The sequence below is a fragment of the Permianibacter aggregans genome (assembly GCF_009756665.1).
GTDB classification, from domain to species: Bacteria; Pseudomonadota; Gammaproteobacteria; order Enterobacterales; family Permianibacteraceae; genus Permianibacter; species Permianibacter aggregans.
The window spans coordinates 566,464-584,100 of record NZ_CP037953.1 but is presented as its reverse complement, the minus strand read 5'-3'; the positions used below and the strand labels follow the sequence as shown (position 1 = coordinate 584,100).

15 protein-coding genes are annotated in these 17,637 nt (G+C 54.1%); 8 read left to right on the top strand and 7 right to left on the bottom strand.

The window, feature by feature from the left end:
* Both pelG and E2H98_RS02740 read left to right on the top strand, forming a co-directional pair.
* The gene (pelG, locus tag E2H98_RS02745) at positions 1-1,371 is read left to right on the top strand and encodes an exopolysaccharide Pel transporter PelG (RefSeq protein WP_133587565.1); all 1,371 of its coding nucleotides are present in this window, start codon (positions 1-3) and stop codon (positions 1,369-1,371) included.
* Complete coding sequence (locus E2H98_RS02740; RefSeq protein ID WP_133587563.1) at positions 1,346-2,356, top strand: TPM domain-containing protein; 1,011 nt, start codon at positions 1,346-1,348, stop codon at positions 2,354-2,356. The genes pelG and E2H98_RS02740 overlap by 26 nt, the downstream gene beginning before the upstream one ends.
* A gap of 48 nt (positions 2,357-2,404) precedes the next feature.
* Here E2H98_RS02740 and cysN read toward each other — a convergent pair whose 3' ends face one another.
* Together cysN and cysD are read right to left on the bottom strand one after the other, a co-directional pair.
* A complete protein-coding gene (cysN, locus tag E2H98_RS02735; RefSeq protein WP_133587561.1) occupies positions 2,405-4,297 on the bottom strand; it encodes a sulfate adenylyltransferase subunit CysN in 1,893 nt (630 codons plus the stop codon).
* Positions 4,297-5,199, bottom strand: a complete 903-nt coding sequence (gene cysD / locus E2H98_RS02730; RefSeq protein ID WP_269769314.1) for a sulfate adenylyltransferase subunit CysD — start codon at positions 5,197-5,199, stop codon at positions 4,297-4,299. Before cysD ends, cysN begins: the two co-directional genes overlap by 1 nt.
* A 179-nt stretch (positions 5,200-5,378) precedes the next feature.
* Between cysD and E2H98_RS02725 the strand changes: the two genes are divergently transcribed.
* From E2H98_RS02725 to E2H98_RS02710, 4 genes are all read left to right on the top strand, one after another.
* Positions 5,379-6,158, top strand: a complete 780-nt coding sequence (locus tag E2H98_RS02725; RefSeq protein ID WP_198325218.1) for a sulfite exporter TauE/SafE family protein — start codon at positions 5,379-5,381, stop codon at positions 6,156-6,158.
* 84 nt (positions 6,159-6,242) lie between these two features.
* Positions 6,243-7,553, top strand: a complete 1,311-nt coding sequence (locus E2H98_RS02720) for a hypothetical protein (protein ID WP_133587557.1) — start codon at positions 6,243-6,245, stop codon at positions 7,551-7,553.
* 32 nt (positions 7,554-7,585) lie between these two features.
* Complete coding sequence (locus tag E2H98_RS02715; RefSeq protein WP_133587555.1) at positions 7,586-7,864, top strand: YeaC family protein; 279 nt, start codon at positions 7,586-7,588, stop codon at positions 7,862-7,864.
* Positions 7,865-7,909: 45 nt separating this feature from the next.
* Complete coding sequence (locus tag E2H98_RS02710; RefSeq protein ID WP_133587553.1) at positions 7,910-9,199, top strand: Rossmann-fold NAD(P)-binding domain-containing protein; 1,290 nt, start codon at positions 7,910-7,912, stop codon at positions 9,197-9,199.
* A 213-nt stretch (positions 9,200-9,412) separates the two neighbouring features.
* On the opposite strand, the gene E2H98_RS02705 is transcribed toward E2H98_RS02710, so the two are convergent.
* The 3 genes from E2H98_RS02705 to sppA all read right to left on the bottom strand — a co-directional run bounded on the left by E2H98_RS02705 (position 9,413) and on the right by sppA (position 13,084).
* Entirely contained in the window at positions 9,413-9,706 is a 294-nt protein-coding gene (locus E2H98_RS02705; RefSeq protein WP_133587551.1) for a hypothetical protein, read from the bottom strand.
* A gap of 414 nt (positions 9,707-10,120) precedes the next feature.
* Entirely contained in the window at positions 10,121-11,137 is a 1,017-nt protein-coding gene (ansA, locus tag E2H98_RS02700; RefSeq protein ID WP_133587549.1) for an asparaginase, read from the bottom strand.
* Between the two features lie 105 nt (positions 11,138-11,242).
* On the bottom strand, positions 11,243-13,084 hold the full coding sequence (gene sppA / locus E2H98_RS02695) for a signal peptide peptidase SppA (protein ID WP_133587547.1): 1,842 nt from the start codon (positions 13,082-13,084) through the stop codon (positions 11,243-11,245).
* A 243-nt stretch (positions 13,085-13,327) separates the two neighbouring features.
* Here sppA and E2H98_RS02690 point away from each other — a divergent pair, with 243 nt between their 5' ends.
* Entirely contained in the window at positions 13,328-15,346 is a 2,019-nt protein-coding gene (locus tag E2H98_RS02690; protein WP_133587544.1) for an NADPH-dependent 2,4-dienoyl-CoA reductase, read from the top strand.
* Here E2H98_RS02690 and E2H98_RS02685 read toward each other — a convergent pair.
* Positions 15,339-15,821, bottom strand: coding sequence for a hypothetical protein (locus E2H98_RS02685; protein WP_198325217.1), 483 nt, complete (start codon positions 15,819-15,821; stop codon positions 15,339-15,341). The two genes, E2H98_RS02690 and E2H98_RS02685, sit on opposite strands and share 8 nt — an antisense overlap.
* Before the next feature lie 71 nt (positions 15,822-15,892).
* Between E2H98_RS02685 and E2H98_RS02680 the strand changes: the two genes are divergently transcribed.
* Positions 15,893-16,714, top strand: a complete 822-nt coding sequence (locus E2H98_RS02680) for a DUF2797 domain-containing protein (protein WP_133587542.1) — start codon at positions 15,893-15,895, stop codon at positions 16,712-16,714.
* Here E2H98_RS02680 and E2H98_RS02675 read toward each other — a convergent pair.
* Positions 16,708-17,565 carry a pirin family protein gene (locus tag E2H98_RS02675; protein ID WP_133587540.1) on the bottom strand — a complete coding sequence of 286 codons (858 nt, stop codon included), beginning with the start codon at positions 17,563-17,565 and terminating at the stop codon, positions 16,708-16,710. The two genes, E2H98_RS02680 and E2H98_RS02675, sit on opposite strands and share 7 nt — an antisense overlap.
* Positions 17,566-17,637 lie beyond the last annotated feature (72 nt).

Genomic DNA, 17,637 nt, shown 5'->3' with positions numbered 1-17,637 from the left:
ATGGCCGGTATCGGATTTGAAATTCGCAAGATTCTGGAGCGCGACAGCTACTGGGATGTACTGAAAGCCTATGGTTACGCCGGCTTGGTCAGCGGTGGCCCATGGGTGCTGTCGATTCTTGGCGTCATGGCCATTGGTGTGCTTGCTGTTGTGCTTGGCGTCGCGCAAACCCATGTCAACGCCTTCCAGATTTGTGTCACGTATCTGATGGCGCTTTCGCTGATCTGGACTGGCGGCATGCAGCTGATGTTTACCCGTTTTGTTGCCGATCAGGCTTACGCGAAAGCGCAAGCCGATGTGCTGCCGAATTTGATGGGGGTGCTGCTGCTGACGATGGCCGGCGGCTTCTTGTGGTCAGTGCCGGTTGTGGCCCTGATGTTCAGCGGATCGCTATTACTCAGACTATTGCTGATTGCCAATTTCGTCGTGCTCAGTGGGCTCTGGCTGGCGCTGATTTTCCTGTCTGGCATGAAAGCCTATCGGCGTATTGTTCGTACGCTGGCGACCGGTTATCTGCTGGCGATTCTGATTGCGCTGGCATTTTCCCGCTGGCAGTTGGAAGGTTTGCTGACCGGTGTATTGATTGGCCACAGCTATTTGTTGTTCGCATTCCTGCGCCACATCATTCGTGAGTATCCAGGCCAAACCTTTCTGCGTTTCGACTTTCTCGAACGGCGTAAAAGTTTTTACAGCCTGTTCGCGGTCGGCACGCTTTATTATCTCGGTGTCTGGGTCGATAAATTTATTTTCTGGTTTGTACCGTACACATCTGAACCAGTGATCGGTCCGCTGCGCGCCTCGATTATTTACGACCTGCCGATTTTCCTGGCCTACTTGTTCATTTTGCCGGGCATGGCCGTGTTCCTGGTGCGCATGGAGGCCGATTTCGCCGAGCAATACGAGCGCTTTTATCGTGCCGTGCGCGAAGGCGATACGCTGATGCATATCGAATATCGTCGTGACCAGATGGTTTACACGGCGCGTCAAGGCATCTACGAGATCTTCAAAGTGCAGGGCTTGACCGTCGTGCTCTGTCTGCTATGGGGCCGTGATCTCTTGGCAGCGGTCGGCATTTCGCCACTGTACATCTACCTGTTCTATATCGATGTCGTTGCGGTCAGCGTCCAGGTGTTGCTGATGGCGATTCTGAACGTATTGTTCTACCTCGATGCCCGCCGCGAAGTGCTGGTCATTACCTTGAGCTTCTTCCTGTCGAATCTGGTGTTGACCTCGGCCACGTTGTTCCTCGGCGCCGAAACCTTCGGTTACGGTTTTGCCGTGTCGGTGACGTTCAGCGCCTTCCTTGGGCTTTTCATGCTGTCGCAAAAATTCAATCGGCTCGAATATGAAACGTTTATGTTGCAGCAGTAACGGTTTCCTGATCCTGCTGTGGTTTTGTGCGCTGACGGCATCGGCGGGCGATTTGCCGCGGCCCATCGAACCCTACGTCAATGATTTCGCCAATCTGCTCAGCGAGTCCGAACGCGAATCGCTGCGTAAGAGGCTGCGCTCGATTCGCAGTGAGCGTGGTCTTGAAATCACGCTGGTTACCCAGCAGCAAAAATCCGCTGACTGGCAACAGCGCTCGATCGAATCCTACGCGACCGCGCTGTTCAATGAATGGGGCGTAGGCAACCGCGAGCGCAACGATGGCATCATGCTGCTGATCATCGTTGCCGATCGGGAAGCACGTATTGAGCTCGGCAAGTTCTATGGCCGCGAGCATGACGGCAATATGCAAAGGCTGATGGATCGAAAGCTGGTTCCACTTTTCCGCGAACAGCAATGGTATGAGGCGATGCATCGAGCGCTTGATGGTTTCGAGCAATTGCATCGTTCGCCGGAAAGTCCATTACCCGTTGAATCCGATTCGGGTCCCGTATTGTGGCTACTGGGATTAGGCGGTGCTGCGGCGTTGACTGGTGGCGCGGGTCTTGTCTGGTTCCGTCGTCACCAACGTAACAAACCACGACAATGCCAGCGCTGTCTGGGTGCGATGGTGCGCCTGTCGGAAGATATCGATGATCGACATCTGGACAAAGGCCAGCAAAAAGAAGAGTCATTGGGTTCAGTCGATTACGATGTCTGGAAATGCACCTACTGCGACAACGTCGAAATCATTCCGTATAAAGCTTGGTTTACCAGTGCCGAAACCTGCCCGCAATGTCGCAAGCACACCGGAAAATCTGAGCGCACACCGTACTCACCGGCAGCCGGCGGTTATTACTTGAATATCACCTGCCAACATTGTCAGCATCATTGGAGTCGATTTGTTCGTCACTCGCAATCAGGTGGTTCCAGTGGTGGCTTTGGTGGCGGCTCATCCGGTGGCGGTGGAGCCACCGGTCGTTGGTGAATTTGGGCGCAACCGGCACACTTGGCATTGTGCTGGCTGCCGTTTTTTTTAACGCCTGTTCAATATTTTCTCAACAATCAGGTCGGCGGCCTCGGTCGCTGACAGCTTGGTCGAGTCAATATGAATTTCCGCCTGCTCCGGCGCTTCGTAGGGTGAATCAATACCGGTAAAGTTTTTTAGCTGACCTGCCCGGGCTTTTTTGTACAGGCCTTTCGGGTCACGCTGTTCGGCGACAGCGAGCGGCGTATCGATAAAGATTTCCAGAAACTCGTTGTCGGCAAACAACTGTCTGGCCATTCTGCGTTCCGAGCGGAACGGCGAAATGAATGCAGTCAAAACAATCAGACCGGCATCAACCATCAGTTTGCTGACTTCAGCAATACGGCGAATGTTTTCGACCCGGTCGGCATCGGTAAAGCCCAGATCCTTGTTCAGACCATGGCGAACGTTATCGCCGTCGAGCAAGTAGGTGTGCTTGCCGAGGGCATGCAGTTTCTTTTCGACCAGGTTGGCGATCGTGGATTTGCCGGCACCTGACAAACCGGTGAACCAGAGCAGGCAGGGCTGCTGATGTTTCAGCTCACTGCGCGCTTTCTTGCTGACGTCGATGTGTTGCCAGTGGATGTTTTGCGAGCGGCGCAGAGCAAACTGGATGGTGCCGGCACCAACGGTGTTGTTGCTGAGTTTGTCGATCAGGATGAACCCGCCCATATCGCGGTTTTGCAGATACGGGTCGAAAGCAATGGCGCGATCGAGGTTGATATTGCAAACGGCAATGGCATTCAACTCCAGCTTTTTCGCGGCCAGATGTTCCATCGTATTGACGTTGATCTGATGCTTGATATCGGTGATCGTGACGTTGCTGGTGTTTGGACCAATTTTGATCAGATATTGGCGGCCGGGTAGCAGGGGATGTTCGTCCATCCAGACAATCGTCGCTTCAAACTGATCGGCAACGGCTGGTGGCGATTCACTGCTGGCGATAACATCGCCGCGCGAGATATCGAGTTCATCGGCCAACGTCAGCGTCACGGCCTGATGTTTTCCAGCGCTGGCCAAATCACCGTCAGCGGTCACGATGCGTGCGACGCGACTTTGTTTGCCGGACGGCAGCACCTTGATGGGGTCGCCAACGCTGATTTTGCCGCTGACAATGGTGCCGGCGAAACCACGGAAATCGAGATTCGGCCGATTGACCCACTGCACCGGAAAACGGAATGGCGCGTCGCTGGATTGCTCTTCGAGCTTTATCCGATTCAGATAAGTCAGCAAACTCGGGCCCTTATACCAGGGCGTTTGTTTACTGGCATCAATGATGTTGTCACCGCGCAGCGCGGCCATCGGTATCGCGTGCACACTGGCGAAACCAAGCTGTGCCGCAAACGATTGATACGCCTCGACGATGCGCTCGAACACCGACTGCTGGTAATCGACCAGATCCATTTTATTGACGGCCAACACGATATGTTTGACGCCAACCAGTGAGCACAGAAAGCTGTGACGGCGGGTTTGCGTCAGCACACCTTTGCGGGCATCAATGAGCAGAATGGCTAAATCGGCGTTCGATGCACCGGTGACCATGTTGCGGGTGTACTGCTCATGCCCTGGTGTGTCGGCAATGATGAATTGGCGTTCGTCAGTGGAAAAATACCGGTAGGCGACATCAATGGTGATGCCTTGTTCACGCTCGGCCGCCAGGCCATCAACCAGCAAGGCAAAATCGAGCGCACCGCCTTGGGTGCCGACACGTTTCGAGTCGGCTTCCAGTGTTGCCAACTGATCATCGAAAAGCTGTTTGGATTCATACAGCAAACGGCCGATCAACGTACTTTTGCCATCATCGACGCTGCCGCAGGTGATCAACCGCAGCGTGGTTTTCTGCTGATGTTTTTGCAAGTATTCCTGCACGTTCAGTGCGGTGTTTTCCGGTAACAGGCTCATCAGAAATACCCTTCCTGTTTTTTCTTTTCCATCGATGCCGAGGCATCGTGATCAATGACGCGACCCTGGCGCTCGGAAGTGCGCGCCAGCAGCATTTCCTGAATGATGTCATTCAATGTTGTGGCGTTCGATTCAACCGCACCAGTCAATGGGTAGCAGCCGAGGGTACGAAAGCGCACCGATTTCAATTCCGGTTTTTCGCCGGGCTCCAGTGGCATCCGGTCATCATCAACCATGATCAAACTGCCATGGCGTTTGACGACAGGGCGCGGCTTGGCGAAATACAACGGCACAATCGGAATATTCTCCAGCGCGATGTATTGCCAGATGTCGAGTTCAGTCCAATTGGACAGCGGGAACACTCGAATCGACTCGCCCGGGTTCAGACGGGCGTTATACAGGCGCCACAATTCCGGGCGCTGATTTTTCGGATCCCAGCGGTGCTGGCCGTTACGGAAAGAAAACACCCGCTCTTTGGCGCGCGACTTTTCCTCGTCGCGGCGGGCGCCACCGAACGCGGCGTCAAAACCGTAATGATTCAGTGCCTGCTTCAGCCCTTGGGTTTTCATGACGTCGGTATGCACCGACGAGCCGTGGGTGAACGGGTTGATGTTCTGGGCAACGCCTTCCGGGTTGATGTGTACACGCAAATCCAGGTCGTGGCGCTTGACCATTTCTTCCCGGAAGGCGTACATCTCGCGAAATTTCCAGCGGGTATCCACGTGCAGCAATGGGAACGGCAAACGCGCCGGATAAAACGCTTTCAGCGCCAGATGCAGCATCACAGCGCTGTCTTTGCCGATTGAGTACAGCATGACCGGATGGCGGGTTTCCGCGACCACTTCGCGGATGATGTGAATGCTTTCGGCTTCCAGGCGTCGAATATGGCTCAGACTCATGATCTCAGGTGGGGCAGTGGCAAGTTGAAATAAATTCTGGTCGTCATGATACCTGAGAGTTGTCGCCGGGATATGATTCATCCCGCCTATCGATATGCCGGCAAAGCGCTTGTTGTCGGCTTCTTCTTTGCGCACAGTGGCGGCCCAATCACGCGTGGGAATTCATCGTCACAGGAGACATCATGGAGTGGGGCTTTACGCTGGCCGGCTTGTTGGTCGGCATCATTATCGGTCTGACCGGTATCGGCGGCGGCTCACTGATGACGCCGATTGCCTTGCTATTCTTCGGTGTCGCGCCGGGTGTCGCCATTGGCACCAATCTGTGGTTTGCTACGGCTACCAAAGTGGTCGGCAGCCTGCAGGTGCATGTGCTTGGTGCGGTGGATTGGCAAGTAGTGCGCAGGCTTTGGCTCGGCAGTTTGCCGGCATGCGTCATCGTTATTTTGTTTTTGCGCGATACCAGTTCGGCCTTGCACAACGACAAGACCCTGATGTTTGCGCTCGGTGTTGCCCTGTTGCTGGCGGCATTGGCCATGCTGCTGAAAAATTTTCTGCATCGCTTTGGTACCAGCCAACGATTACAAACGCCGACCGCATTCAAGCGCATTCAACCGGTGTTGACGGTACTGGCCGGCGCCTTCATCGGCGTGTTTGTGACACTGACTTCGGTTGGTGCCGGTACCTTGTGCGCGGCGATGCTGATTTATCTGTACCCATTGCGCATGCAGCCAAACACGCTGGTTGGCACCGACATTGTCCATGCCGTGCCGCTGACATTGCTGGCCGGCTTTGGCCATTTCACCCTTGGCCATACCGATTTCGGCATGCTTGGCTACCAGTTACTGGGCTCGATTCCTGGCATCCTGGTTGGCGCCCGCTTGGCCCATCGTCTGCCGGATGCGCTGGTGCGTACCGGCATTTCGGTGATGCTGGTGTTGGTGGCACTGAAATTTGTGATTTGAGCCATTAACCAGTACTGCCGGTTTCCCTTGAAACCGTTCAACGCCTATCATGTAGGCCCCAAAACGACCTGAACACGCTGAATCATGCAGGTGACCTTTCCCAATGCGGCCAATTACCAGATTTCCCGAGGCATTTTCGTTGCCGCCTGGAAGGTCTGGTTCAAACGCTTTCATGCCGACCCATCGAGCTGGCGCGAAGGCCGCATTCCCTGTCGCGAGCAGGAGGGCAAGCTGTGTGAGCTGCTTGACCGCGGTTATCGCTTCAGTGTCGATGTCATAGCCCGGCTGATGGTGCCGTGGCCTTACCGCAATACAGTTCAGGCTACTGATGAATTCATGCGCTTGAACCCGGCGCTGCTCCGCTCCTGCAGCTTTGTTGATGAACAGGGCGAGTCGGTGCCGGGCGCCCGTCTGACCGACCAGGCGCTCGATTACTGGGATTCCTTGTCTTTCGTCGCGCAAGAAATGTACCTCGTCTACGCGGAAGCACGGGTGCAGGCCGATATCGAAACCAGCAGCGATGATCCGGTGGTCATCGACGACGCTGGCAATTGCGTCATTGGCGAAAGCATTTATCCGCCATTGGTACCGAAAGCCGGTGATGCCGATGAGGCTTACATCAAGGCGCTGGTGCGCTGGATTGATGAAGATCCGTATCAACCGATGTACCAGCGTCAGGCGGTCGGCGACCCAGTTTCCGGCTGGGATAACCGATTATTGCGCTTTTTCTGGCCGAAACCCCGTATCGGGCATACCGGGTTCGGTTTCATTATCGATTCGCTGTTGTACCGGGCAAAGCTTTTGGCGCAGACCGTCGAAGAAAATCGTGCGTGGACTGTTGAAGAACAATTTCTGGCGGTGAAAATCGCCAATGAAATTTTCAATCTGTTCGGTGTGCCGCAGCGTCAGGTAACGCCGGACAATGTTCGCAAAGTGGTCGCGGCGGCGCTGGCGCAAAACGCCGATGCCGAAGCGAAAATGAACAGCGGCTGGACCTGGCTGGCCTGTTTCTCCACCGCCCACAAAGAATCGGAGGACGGCGCGCTCGCCGGCTGGAACAGCCGCGTTTCGGCGTCACTGTTGTCACGTCTCGATTTCCTGCTGGTGGAAGCGGGTCAACAACAAATCGGCGCGCATTTCGCTGCGCTCGGTACTGTGCCCGGTTACGGCGGCACGCGACCGCGTCAACTGTCGTTGAACTGGCCGAATGCCTATCGCAGCTGGCCGGCGCAAATCGCCGTGTCGAAACTGGTTCGACAGATTCGCGATACGTTGAACAACGAAAAGAAACCGGATGGTTTGCCACGCTACCGACCGATGCCGCGTGTCGATGGCAGCCGTGGTCCATGGACGGTGCTGGGGGTTTGTCAGGTGTTGATGGGCGACGGTTATTGAGTGCCCACGGATTTAATCGTTGAGTTGAAGTCATGAATATTGAGCAAATGGTCGATCAGATCACGCCAGAGTTGTACCAGCAACTGCAAACAGCCGTTGAAATTGGCCGCTGGCCGGATGGCTCTCGAGTCAGTGACGAACAGCGCGAAATGCTGATTCAGGCATTGATGATTTGGCAATCTCGCCATGATGCCGATCGTGACGAGCCGTACACGATTTCTGCCGATGGTGAAATGCGCTTTGCCTGTGACAGCGAGCGCGAGCGATTGCAAGCGGCGTTTGGCGATACCTTCAAGATCACGTTGAACTGAAACCGATTTTTCTGTTCAAGGAACGCAAACAAAGGGAGTTAACTGATGCTACGCACGATTCTTCGCCGGGAACATAAAAACCGTTGGGAGCGTCGTGCCGCGTTAGTGCCGGAGTCGATAGCGCAATTGGCAGCGCAGAAGATTCCGGTCGCTGTCGAACCGTGCTCGATTCGCGCCTTTCCAGACGAAGCTTACAAAGCGCAGGGTGCCGAACTGCATAACGATCTGGAAAATTTTCAGTTGGTGCTTGGTATCAAGGAACCTCCGGTCGCTTCGATTGCACCCCAGCAGGTGCATCTCTGTTTTTCCCATACCATCAAGGGGCAGCCCTACAATATGGGCTTGCTGCAGAAATTTATCGATCAGCGGGCGACACTGATCGACTATGAACCAATCGTCGATGAGCGCGGTGTGCGTACCATTGCCTTCGGGCGCTTTGCCGGCATCGCTGGCGCCATTGACAGCTTTTTTGTGCTTGGTCAGAAGTGGTTGAAAATGGGCAAGCCAACCGCTTATGCGCGCATCAAACAAACCAAGGATTATCCATCGCTGTCAGAAATCAAATCCGAACTGGCGCAATTACGAGTCACCAATGATAAACCTTTGCATGTGCTGATCGTCGGCACCGGCAATGTCGGCAAAGGCGCCAAAGAAGTGTGCCAGTGGCTCGGTTTGCCGGAAGTCGCCATTGACGAGGTGTTGGCGCAGAAGGCACCGAAATCCAGTTGGTTCAGTGTCGCCAGTGCTCGGCATTTACATGAGCGCATTGGTGGCGGCGCGTTTGATTACCAGGAGTATTTGCAACTAGGTAAAGCGCAATACCGCTCGATTTTTGATCGCTTGCTCGGTCAGTTTGAGCTGCTGATTCAAACGCCGTATTGGACCGATAAATATCCGGCCCACCTCGATATCGCCCGTATGAATGAGAACATGCAAGCTTTGCCATTGGTGGTCGGTGATATTTCCTGCGACGTCAACGGCAGCCTGAAATGCACGAAAAAAATCTCGACGATTGACGAGCCGGCCTATAGCTACTTTGTCGAGAACGACGGCATTCAGGATGGCATTCATGCCGACGGCATCAGCGTCATGGCTATCGACAACTTGCCGTGTGAATTACCGGTCGATGCCTCGCGACATTTCTCGGCCATACTGACGCGATATGTGCCGGAGTTGGTCAAGATGGATTTGAATCAGACGCTGACACACTCCGGTCTAGGCAAAGAGTTACAGCGGGCAGTGATTGTCTATAACGGAACAGTGATGCCGGAGTTTACATACCTTCAACATTATTTGGATAGACATAAACTGACTAAGCCATCCGAAGCTTCCTAGGCAATTCTCCGCAAAAATCTGCGATGGAGTCATTGGTAAGATCGTCGAGTGGCCTATGTAGTCAGCAAGTTGTGTATATGCTTCCTCTTGCCGCAATCAGCGGGGACTTTTAAATAAGCAAAGTGTCATGAAAGGGGGGTAAGCGATTAACCGGAAATATGAGCGAAAGGCGCAGGTATTTCCGGGGGTATCGCGTCACGGCTGATTACGGGATTACTGTTGTGCACCTTCCAAACTGCTTTTTCGCATGTGATCAGAAACAGCCTGCTGGGCCTGCTCTCGAGCCGCTTGTCGTTCTCTATCGGTCATACAGATTTTCGATTTCAATCGCGTACCGGTCTTCTGCTCGTTGGTGCACTTGACCTTGTCGAGTTCGGCGACGCTTTTACCTGGCGTTGTGGCCTCTGTGTTTGCCTTGTTTGTACCCACTTTGGCTGATTCCGATACTGTCGATGCACATCCCATGGTTACGGCTGTCAGCAAAACTATCGTTAGCAGTTGTTTCATTTTCGCACTCCAATGCTCAGGTTTGTGTGGTGAGGGAAAGACGCTACGGGAGTGTCTAACAATTGACTGTCGTTGCAAACAACAAAATTCTTAAATAATTATTAATTATTTGTTTCGGACGACTCACCACCTCTCTGACCGGAAAACCTCGCCTGATAAGCCGCCGGTAATGCTGGATAGCATGCAGAAAGACCGTAGTTGCGCAGAGAATAGTGTTTGTTACGTCATGGTTTGCGCTGTCTGTTTACGCTTTCAACGTGCAAAATTGGCAGTTCTGTTAGGAGCGAGCTGGGAACCTTTCGCAAAGCCGTAGCTCGCTGCTCTGATTAAGAAAAGATGGGTTTAGTATTGGTGCGATGCAGCGACTTGCATGAAGGTTTCCATACCCACGTGATTTTTCAGCAAAAATCAAAGTCAAGACTCTGTCAACTCGCCGCGGATATTCTGTTGCATTCGAGTTTTGATTTCTTGAATGGAGAGTCCCAGAGAGAACAGGTAATAAAGCTTGGTTAGGGCGGCTTCGTGCGTCATGTCATGACCGCTGATGACTCCGTGTTGCTTCAATACTTGTCCGCACTGATATGTCTCCATATCCACTTTGCCACGATAACACTGAGTGCAGTTGACGATGATGACTCCGCGCTGGTTGGCCTCCGCCAGTGCGGCCAGAAAATTTTGGTCTTTTGAGGGAGCGTTTCCGCTGCCATAGGTCAACAGAATCAGGCCTTGCACCGGCGGCTGGATAAATTGCCGAATCATATCGCCGCTGATACCGGGAAAAAGACTTAATGTAGCCAGTCGGGGAGGGGTCAGTTGCCGGACATTGAATGGTTTGTTCGGTCCCGGCAGCAGTAGATGTTCATTAATGGTGAAGTCAATGCCAGCCTCGGCCAGTGGCGGAAAATTTGGCGAGTCGAAGGCGTGAAAACCATTGGCATCGACTTTCTGGCTGCGATTGCCACGATAAAGTCGATCATGAAAAAACAATCCGACTTCCGGAATCGCGTAATTTGCCGCCATCAATACCGCGCCGACCAGATTGTCGCGACCATCGGAACGCAGCTCACCCATCGGGATTTGCGAGCCGGTGACAATAACCGGTTTGGACAAATCCTCCAGCATGAAAGACAGCGCCGATGCGGTATAAGCCATCGTGTCAGTACCGTGTAGAATGACGAAGCCATCGAATTGGTCATAATGATCGCGAATGTCTTCGGCGATCTTCCACCACTCAATGGGGGTCATGTTTGAAGAGTCAATTAACTCTTCAAACTCGCGAACCACGACCCGTGGTGTATCGTCGAGCTGAAATTCCGGCATCCGGCGAATGACTTCGTCGAGATAGCCTCGAACTGGCGCATAGCCTTGTGGTGTTTTTTTCATGCCAATGGTGCCGCCGGTATGGGCGATATAGACGGATTTTCGACTCATGTGGCACTCGGACAGCAACGGGGAAATCGGCGTGAAATTCTATCTGAAAATGTGCTGACATGAAAAAAGGCGACTTTAATCGTCGCCTTTTTTCTTCAAGCCAGCTTACAGCTCACACATGCAGTGTGCATATACACCGCGCGGATCATTCATTTGCATGACTTCCTTGGCTTGTTTGGCCGCCAATTTCGCCTGCATCAGTAATGGTGATGGCAGCGTGTCGGTCGATTCCGGCAGCACGGCTTTTACGCTGGCGGTCAAGCCGCGAACGAATTCCTGTGCCGGGGTTAACGGTTTCTGCAAATAGCGCATCCGGTATTTGTCGCCGAGCTTGGCGCGTTCAGCGGCGGCTTTCACCGCCGTATCCAGATTGCCGAGCTTGTCGACCAAGCCGTTTTTCAGCGCATCTTCACCGGCCCAGACCTGGCCTTGGGCGATTTCATGCACTTCGTCGCGGGTTTTTTCGCGACCTTCACCGACCAAGCTCAGGAATTTCTCGTAACCGTGGTTGATTGCTGCCTGAATGATGTCGCCGACTTTCGGATTCAGCGGTTGGCCGATATCGAAAGCGCCGGCGAGATTGGTGGTGCCAACGCCGTCGCGGTGAATGCCGTATTCATTGATCAGGCCATCAATGGTCGGGAACATACCGAAAATGCCGATCGAACCGGTGATCGTCCATGGGCTGGCGATGATTTCGTCAGCGGTCGCAGAAATCCAGTAACCACCCGAGGCCGCCAGCGTGCTCATGCTGACCACGACCGGCTTGCCGGCTTCCTGGGTGGCCACCAATTCGCGACGAATCACTTCCGAGGCGAAGGCCGATCCGCCAGGGCTGTCGACGCGCAGCACGATCGCTTTGACGTCGTCGTTTTCACGGGCATCGCGAATCAGCTGGGCGACACGATCGCCACCGACAGTGCCCGGTTCTCCTTCGCCGTCAACGATAACGCCTTGGGCAACGATGACGCCGACGGTCGGTTGTCCTGGCAGATTCAAGTCCTGGAACAGGCCAGCGTATTCAATCGCGTCGACTTGTTTGAAAGATTTGCCGTCCTCATTGCTGCCAACCATTTCTTTCAGGTAGTCGCGCCATTCGATACGGCTCTTGAATCCGTCAATCAGGCCAAGGGCTTGCGCCATCTTACCGGCGTCACCACCTTGCTCGGCCATCAGCTTGCCCATGTTATCGGCATACTGCTGGATATCGTCTGGCGTCAGCTTGCGCATCGTCGCGACATCGGCTTTATATCCGTTCCACAGCACATTCAGCCATTTTTCGGCATTGGCCTTGGCTTCTGGCGACATGTCATCGCGCAAGTAGGGTTCAACGGCAGACTTGTAGGAGCCGACGCGGAATACGTGCATCTTGATGCCAAAACGTTCCAGCGCAGATTTATAGAACGTGCGGGTATGGTCGTAACCGGTGATGTCGATGCCGCCATAGCTGTCGATATAAACCTCGTCAGCTTGCGCCGCGAGGTAATAACCGGCTTGGCTGAACCAGTCGCCACGCGCAATGACTTTCTTTCCACTGGCTTTGAATTCGACAATGGCATCGCGCAACTCGGCCAGTTTCGATGGGCCGGCACCGAGCATTTCGCTGGTGTCAATCACCAGCATTTTGATGCGCTTGTCCTCGGCACCTTTACGCAGCGCGGTTAACAACGCACGCAATTCGGTTTGCGGTGGACGATCTTCACTGAGATCGTTCATCAGTTGTTCAAACGGATTCAGGTGAATCGCTTCTTCAACAACCATACCGCGTGGCGCCAGCACCAACGCGCTACCGTCTTCGACTTTCGGGCCCTTGTCGGTGAAAATCGCAGAGACAAAGATCACCAATAGAAAAACGAAAATCAGATTGAATACAAAGCGGCGGGTGCCATTGACCAGATTCCAGAACCCGATCAGCATTCGAACCGGCAAACTTCTACGACGTTCCATGATTTACCCGTAAAAACCCAAAGAGGGCGCCAGTGTAGAGAACTGCAGGCCGGAATCCCATGATCTGCGGTGCCAGAATGCCGCAGCATGCTGAAGTTGTCTCTTATCTAATTGAAAAGTAAGGAAAATTTACTTCATTCATTGGTCGGAGAATTTGTATCGAAGTTTTACCGCCGAACGCTTGTCGACAAACCCTGGAATCCCTACACTTGCAGCGGTTTAGTCAATGGTCGGAGCAGTCGCGTGAGTTATCCCCATCTGTTGAAGCCCCTGGATCTCGGTTTTTGCACCTTACCCAACCGGGTGCTGATGGGCTCGATGCATACGAATCTCGAAGAGGCCAAAGACGGTTTCCGTAAAATGGCGGCGTTTTATGCTGAACGGGCACGAGGTGGTGTGGCGTTGATGGTCACCGGCGGAATTGCGCCGAATCTGGCCGGGCGCTTGGCACCGTTTGCGACCCAATTGAGCTTTCCGTGGCAGGTGAGTAAACACCGTATTGTCACCGACGCGGTACACGAAGCCGGTGGCCGTATTGCGCTGCAGATCCTGCATGGTGGTCGTTATTCCTATCACCCGTTTCAGGTGGCGCCGAGCAAAATCCAGTCGCCGATCACGCCATTCAAACCGCGCGAACTAAGTCGGCGTGGCGTCGAGAAAACCATACGCGACTACGTCAACTGCGCTCGTTTGGCCCAGAAAGCCGGCTATGACGGGGTCGAGGTCATGGGCTCGGAAGGGTATTTGATCAATCAGTTTCTGGTCAGCCGCACCAATAAACGCAGCGACGAATGGGGCGGCGCTTATGAAAACCGGATGCGCTTTCCGGTCGAGATTGTCCGTCGTATCCGCGAAGCGGTAGGCCCGAACTTCATCATCATTTATCGCCTGTCGATGCTCGACCTGGTGCCGGATGGTTCCTCCTGGGAAGAAGTGGTGATGCTGGCCAAGGCCATCGAAAAAGCTGGCGCGACGCTCATCAATACCGGTATCGGCTGGCATGAAGCGCGAGTGCCGACTATCGCGACCATGGTGCCGCGCGGCGCGTTTACCTGGGTGACAAAAAAACTCAAAGGTGAAGTCAGTATTCCGCTGATCACCACCAATCGCATCAACACACCAGAAGTTGCCGAGGAAATTCTCGCCAGTGGCGACGCCGATATGGTGTCGATGGCCAGACCCTTGTTGGCGGATGCCGATTTTGTCCGTAAAGCCGCGGCCAATAAAAGCGATGAAATCAATACCTGCATTGGTTGCAATCAAGCCTGTCTCGATCATGTATTCGTCAATCATCGAGCCAGTTGTTTGGTCAATCCGCGTGCCTGCTACGAAACCGAATTGAATTTTGCGACCGCGTCGAAAAAGAAGAAATTGGCGGTCGTTGGTGGCGGTGCTGCCGGCATGAGTTTCGCGACGTACGCGGCTGAACGTGGCCACGATGTGACCTTAATCGAAGCGCAAGCCGAGCTCGGTGGCCAGCTCAATATCGCCAAGAAAGTGCCGGGCAAGGAAGAGTTCTACGAAACGCTGCGCTATTTCAAACGTCGTTTGGAACTGACCGGCGTCAAAGTCTGTTTGTCACAGCCTGCCAGTGCCGAACAACTGATTGCCAATGGTTTTGATGAAGTGGTCTTGGCTACAGGTGTCGTGCCGCGCAACCCTTCGATTCCGGGTATTGATCACCCGAAAGTGCTGAGTTATCCGGATGTCTTACTGCACGGTAAACCGGTAGGAAAAACCGCCGCGATCATCGGTGCCGGCGGTATCGGTTTTGATATGGCCGAATTCCTGGTGGCGAAAAATGGCCACAGCCCGAGTACCGAGGCGTTTTTGCAGGAGTGGGGCGTCGACAAGCAATACCAGCAGCGCGGCGCATTGCTGACCGAAACTCCCGCCCTGCAACCGGCACGCAAAGTCATCATGTGCCAGCGTAAAGAAGAAAAAATGGGCAAGCGCTTGGGCAAAACCACCGGATGGATTCATCGCGCCAGTTTGAAAATGAATGACGTCGAAATGCTGACCGGTGTGCAATATGAACGCATTGATGATCGGGGCTTGTGGATCAGTCAGAATGGCGAAACCCGCTGTCTCGAAGTCGATCACGTGATCAACTGTTCCGGCCAATTATCGAACCGCGATCTGTACGACAAGCTGAAATCCGCTGGTGTCACTGTGCATATCATTGGCGGTGCTGATGTCGCCGCCGAACTCGATGCCAAGCGCGCGATTCGTCAGGGAGCTGAGTTGGCCGCCGTTATTTGATCGGCGGCTTTTTCCAGCCGGAAAAATCCAACAACTGCCATTCGTTGCGAACTTCCAGCGCATCCGCTGGCATGCGATCGATGGCATCAATAATCTGTTGTTTTTCCTGTTCGGTTAACGGCGCATAGCCGCGCCAGAACGGCCAGCCATAACCCCAGCGATAACTGGTCGGAAAGATCGGCGAACCACCGAAACGCACACCAATACGCATCGCTTCCGACAAGCGTATATCGCTGTGTTCGGCGATGCATTGCGCAAACGCTTCATCGACCGCCTTTCGATCTTCTCTGGTGCCTCCTGCCCAGTAGGCCAAATCGTGAGCGATACAGCAGTCCTGCCAGCGCTGGCGGTCGGCGAGCGTGCCATCCGGGAACGCACTGCAGCCATCGGTAACGAACGGCCGGATGCTGATGGCGTCATCGGCGATGAGCTGAAACGAGCAAAGCAGACTGAAGGCAAGCAGCAAGCGTTTCATCGAAGGCGTTCGCGATTCGGTAGCGGGTGACGCATAATACCGCCATTGACCGCAAACAGGATCGAAAAGCAATGCCGGAATACGCCGGAAACCTCGACAAGATGCGCGTGCAACTGCACGAGCCGGTGGAATATCAACTGCCACTGGGCGATTTTTATTTGCCGATGAATCCGTTGATTGGCCAATCTTTGCGGCTGCATTTTTCCGGCATCATTCATTGCACCCACTGCAATCGCGCGATAAAGAAAAGTTTTAACCAGGGCTATTGTTATCCCTGTTTTCGTGCCCTGGCCCAGTGTGACTCCTGCATTGTCAAACCAGAGCTTTGCCATTACGCCCAAGGCACTTGCCGCGAGCCGCAGTGGGGCGAAGCGAACTGCATGATTCCGCATGTGGTGTATCTGGCCAATTCCTCTGGCTTGAAAGTCGGTATTACCCGTCACAGCCAAATCCCGACTCGTTGGATCGATCAAGGCGCCACCCAAGCGGTTCCGATTTTTCGGGTGCAGACCCGTTATCAATCCGGATTGGTGGAAAATGCCTTGCGGGCTTTCGTTAATGATCGCACCGACTGGCGCGCGATGCTGAAAGGTGATGCGGCGCCGCTGGACTTGGAACAGGAACGCGACCGGCTGGTGATACAAGCCGCCGAAGCTCTGGATGCGATTCGAGGTGATGTCGGCGACGAGGCGATTCAGGCCGTCAACGAACCGGTGCAAACCTTGCGCTATCCCGTCACCGAATATTTGAAAAAAATCAATTCATTCGATTTGGACAAAACACCGGAAGTGCAGGGCAGTTTGCTTGGTATAAAAGGCCAGTATCTGATTTTCGATACCGGCGTGATCAATATCCGCAAGTACACCGGCTACCAAATCGCTGTATCTCACTGAGGCGTGGCAAAGCGGCCTTGCTGGTAATCGCTGATGGCCTGATAAATCTGCTCGACACTGTTCATGACAAACGGTCCGTGCTGAACAATCGGTTCGCGTAGTGGCTTGCCACTGACAATCAGAATACGGGCATCGCTGACGGCTTTCAGGCGAACCATGTCAGCATCAGCATGCGTCTCCAGAATGCCCATCGTTTGTAGCGGCAAACGGCGCGCACTACCGCCGACTTCAATATCGCCGACAAACGGATAGACAAACGCGTGATGCGCGACAGGCAGCGGCAGCTCAATACGTTCGCCGGCAGGCAAGTGCAAATCCATTAGATGCGGTTCGGTGTCCGGGCGTTGTACAGCGCCTTCATGCTGCATAAAGCGTCCAGCAATCAGCTTCAGTTGCACGCCGTTTTCCAGATCAATCACCGGAATCTGTTCGGCCGCCAATTCGCGGTATCCGGCTGGCTGCATTTTCTTGTCCGAGTGCAGATTGACCCAGAGTTGAAAGCCATGCATCAGACCGTGTTCCTGCTCGGGCATTTCGGCGTGAATGATGCCGCGTGCGGCGGTCATCCATTGCACATCGCCGGGACCGATGACGCCCTCGTTACCGACACTGTCTTGATGGCGCATTTTGCCGGCCAGCATGTACGTGACCGTTTCAAAACCGCGATGCGGATGGGCGGGAAAACCGGCGATATAGTCGTCGGCCTTGTCGCTGCGGAATTCATCGAGCATCAGAAACGGATCCAGTCGCTGTTGCCATTGACCAGTCAGAATCCGGGTCAGTTTGACACCAGCGCCATCCTGGGTCGGCTGGCCGCGTACGGCTTGTTGCAATTCACGGGAACGGCTCACGGCTCTCTCCGAAACTCGATTTCAGTGAAGCATTGTACGAAAAAAAATCCCCGGCGATTGCCGGGGATGGGG

Bases quoted from the DNA above. Each gene is read 5' to 3' on its own strand.
- pelG (WP_133587565.1), top strand. From the start codon at position 1: ATGGCCGGTATCGGATTTGAAATTCGCAAGATTCTGGAGCGCGACAGC.
- E2H98_RS02740 (WP_133587563.1), top strand. From the start codon at position 1,346: ATGAAACGTTTATGTTGCAGCAGTAACGGTTTCCTGATCCTGCTGTGG.
- cysN (WP_133587561.1), bottom strand. From the start codon at position 4,297: ATGAGCCTGTTACCGGAAAACACCGCACTGAACGTGCAGGAATACTTG.
- E2H98_RS02725 (WP_198325218.1), top strand. From the start codon at position 5,379: ATGGAGTGGGGCTTTACGCTGGCCGGCTTGTTGGTCGGCATCATTATC.
- E2H98_RS02720 (WP_133587557.1), top strand. From the start codon at position 6,243: ATGCAGGTGACCTTTCCCAATGCGGCCAATTACCAGATTTCCCGAGGC.
- E2H98_RS02715 (WP_133587555.1), top strand. From the start codon at position 7,586: ATGAATATTGAGCAAATGGTCGATCAGATCACGCCAGAGTTGTACCAG.
- E2H98_RS02710 (WP_133587553.1), top strand. From the start codon at position 7,910: ATGCTACGCACGATTCTTCGCCGGGAACATAAAAACCGTTGGGAGCGT.
- E2H98_RS02705 (WP_133587551.1), bottom strand. From the start codon at position 9,706: ATGAAACAACTGCTAACGATAGTTTTGCTGACAGCCGTAACCATGGGA.
- ansA (WP_133587549.1), bottom strand. From the start codon at position 11,137: ATGAGTCGAAAATCCGTCTATATCGCCCATACCGGCGGCACCATTGGC.
- sppA (WP_133587547.1), bottom strand. From the start codon at position 13,084: ATGGAACGTCGTAGAAGTTTGCCGGTTCGAATGCTGATCGGGTTCTGG.
- E2H98_RS02685 (WP_198325217.1), bottom strand. From the start codon at position 15,821: ATGAAACGCTTGCTGCTTGCCTTCAGTCTGCTTTGCTCGTTTCAGCTC.
- E2H98_RS02680 (WP_133587542.1), top strand. From the start codon at position 15,893: ATGCCGGAATACGCCGGAAACCTCGACAAGATGCGCGTGCAACTGCAC.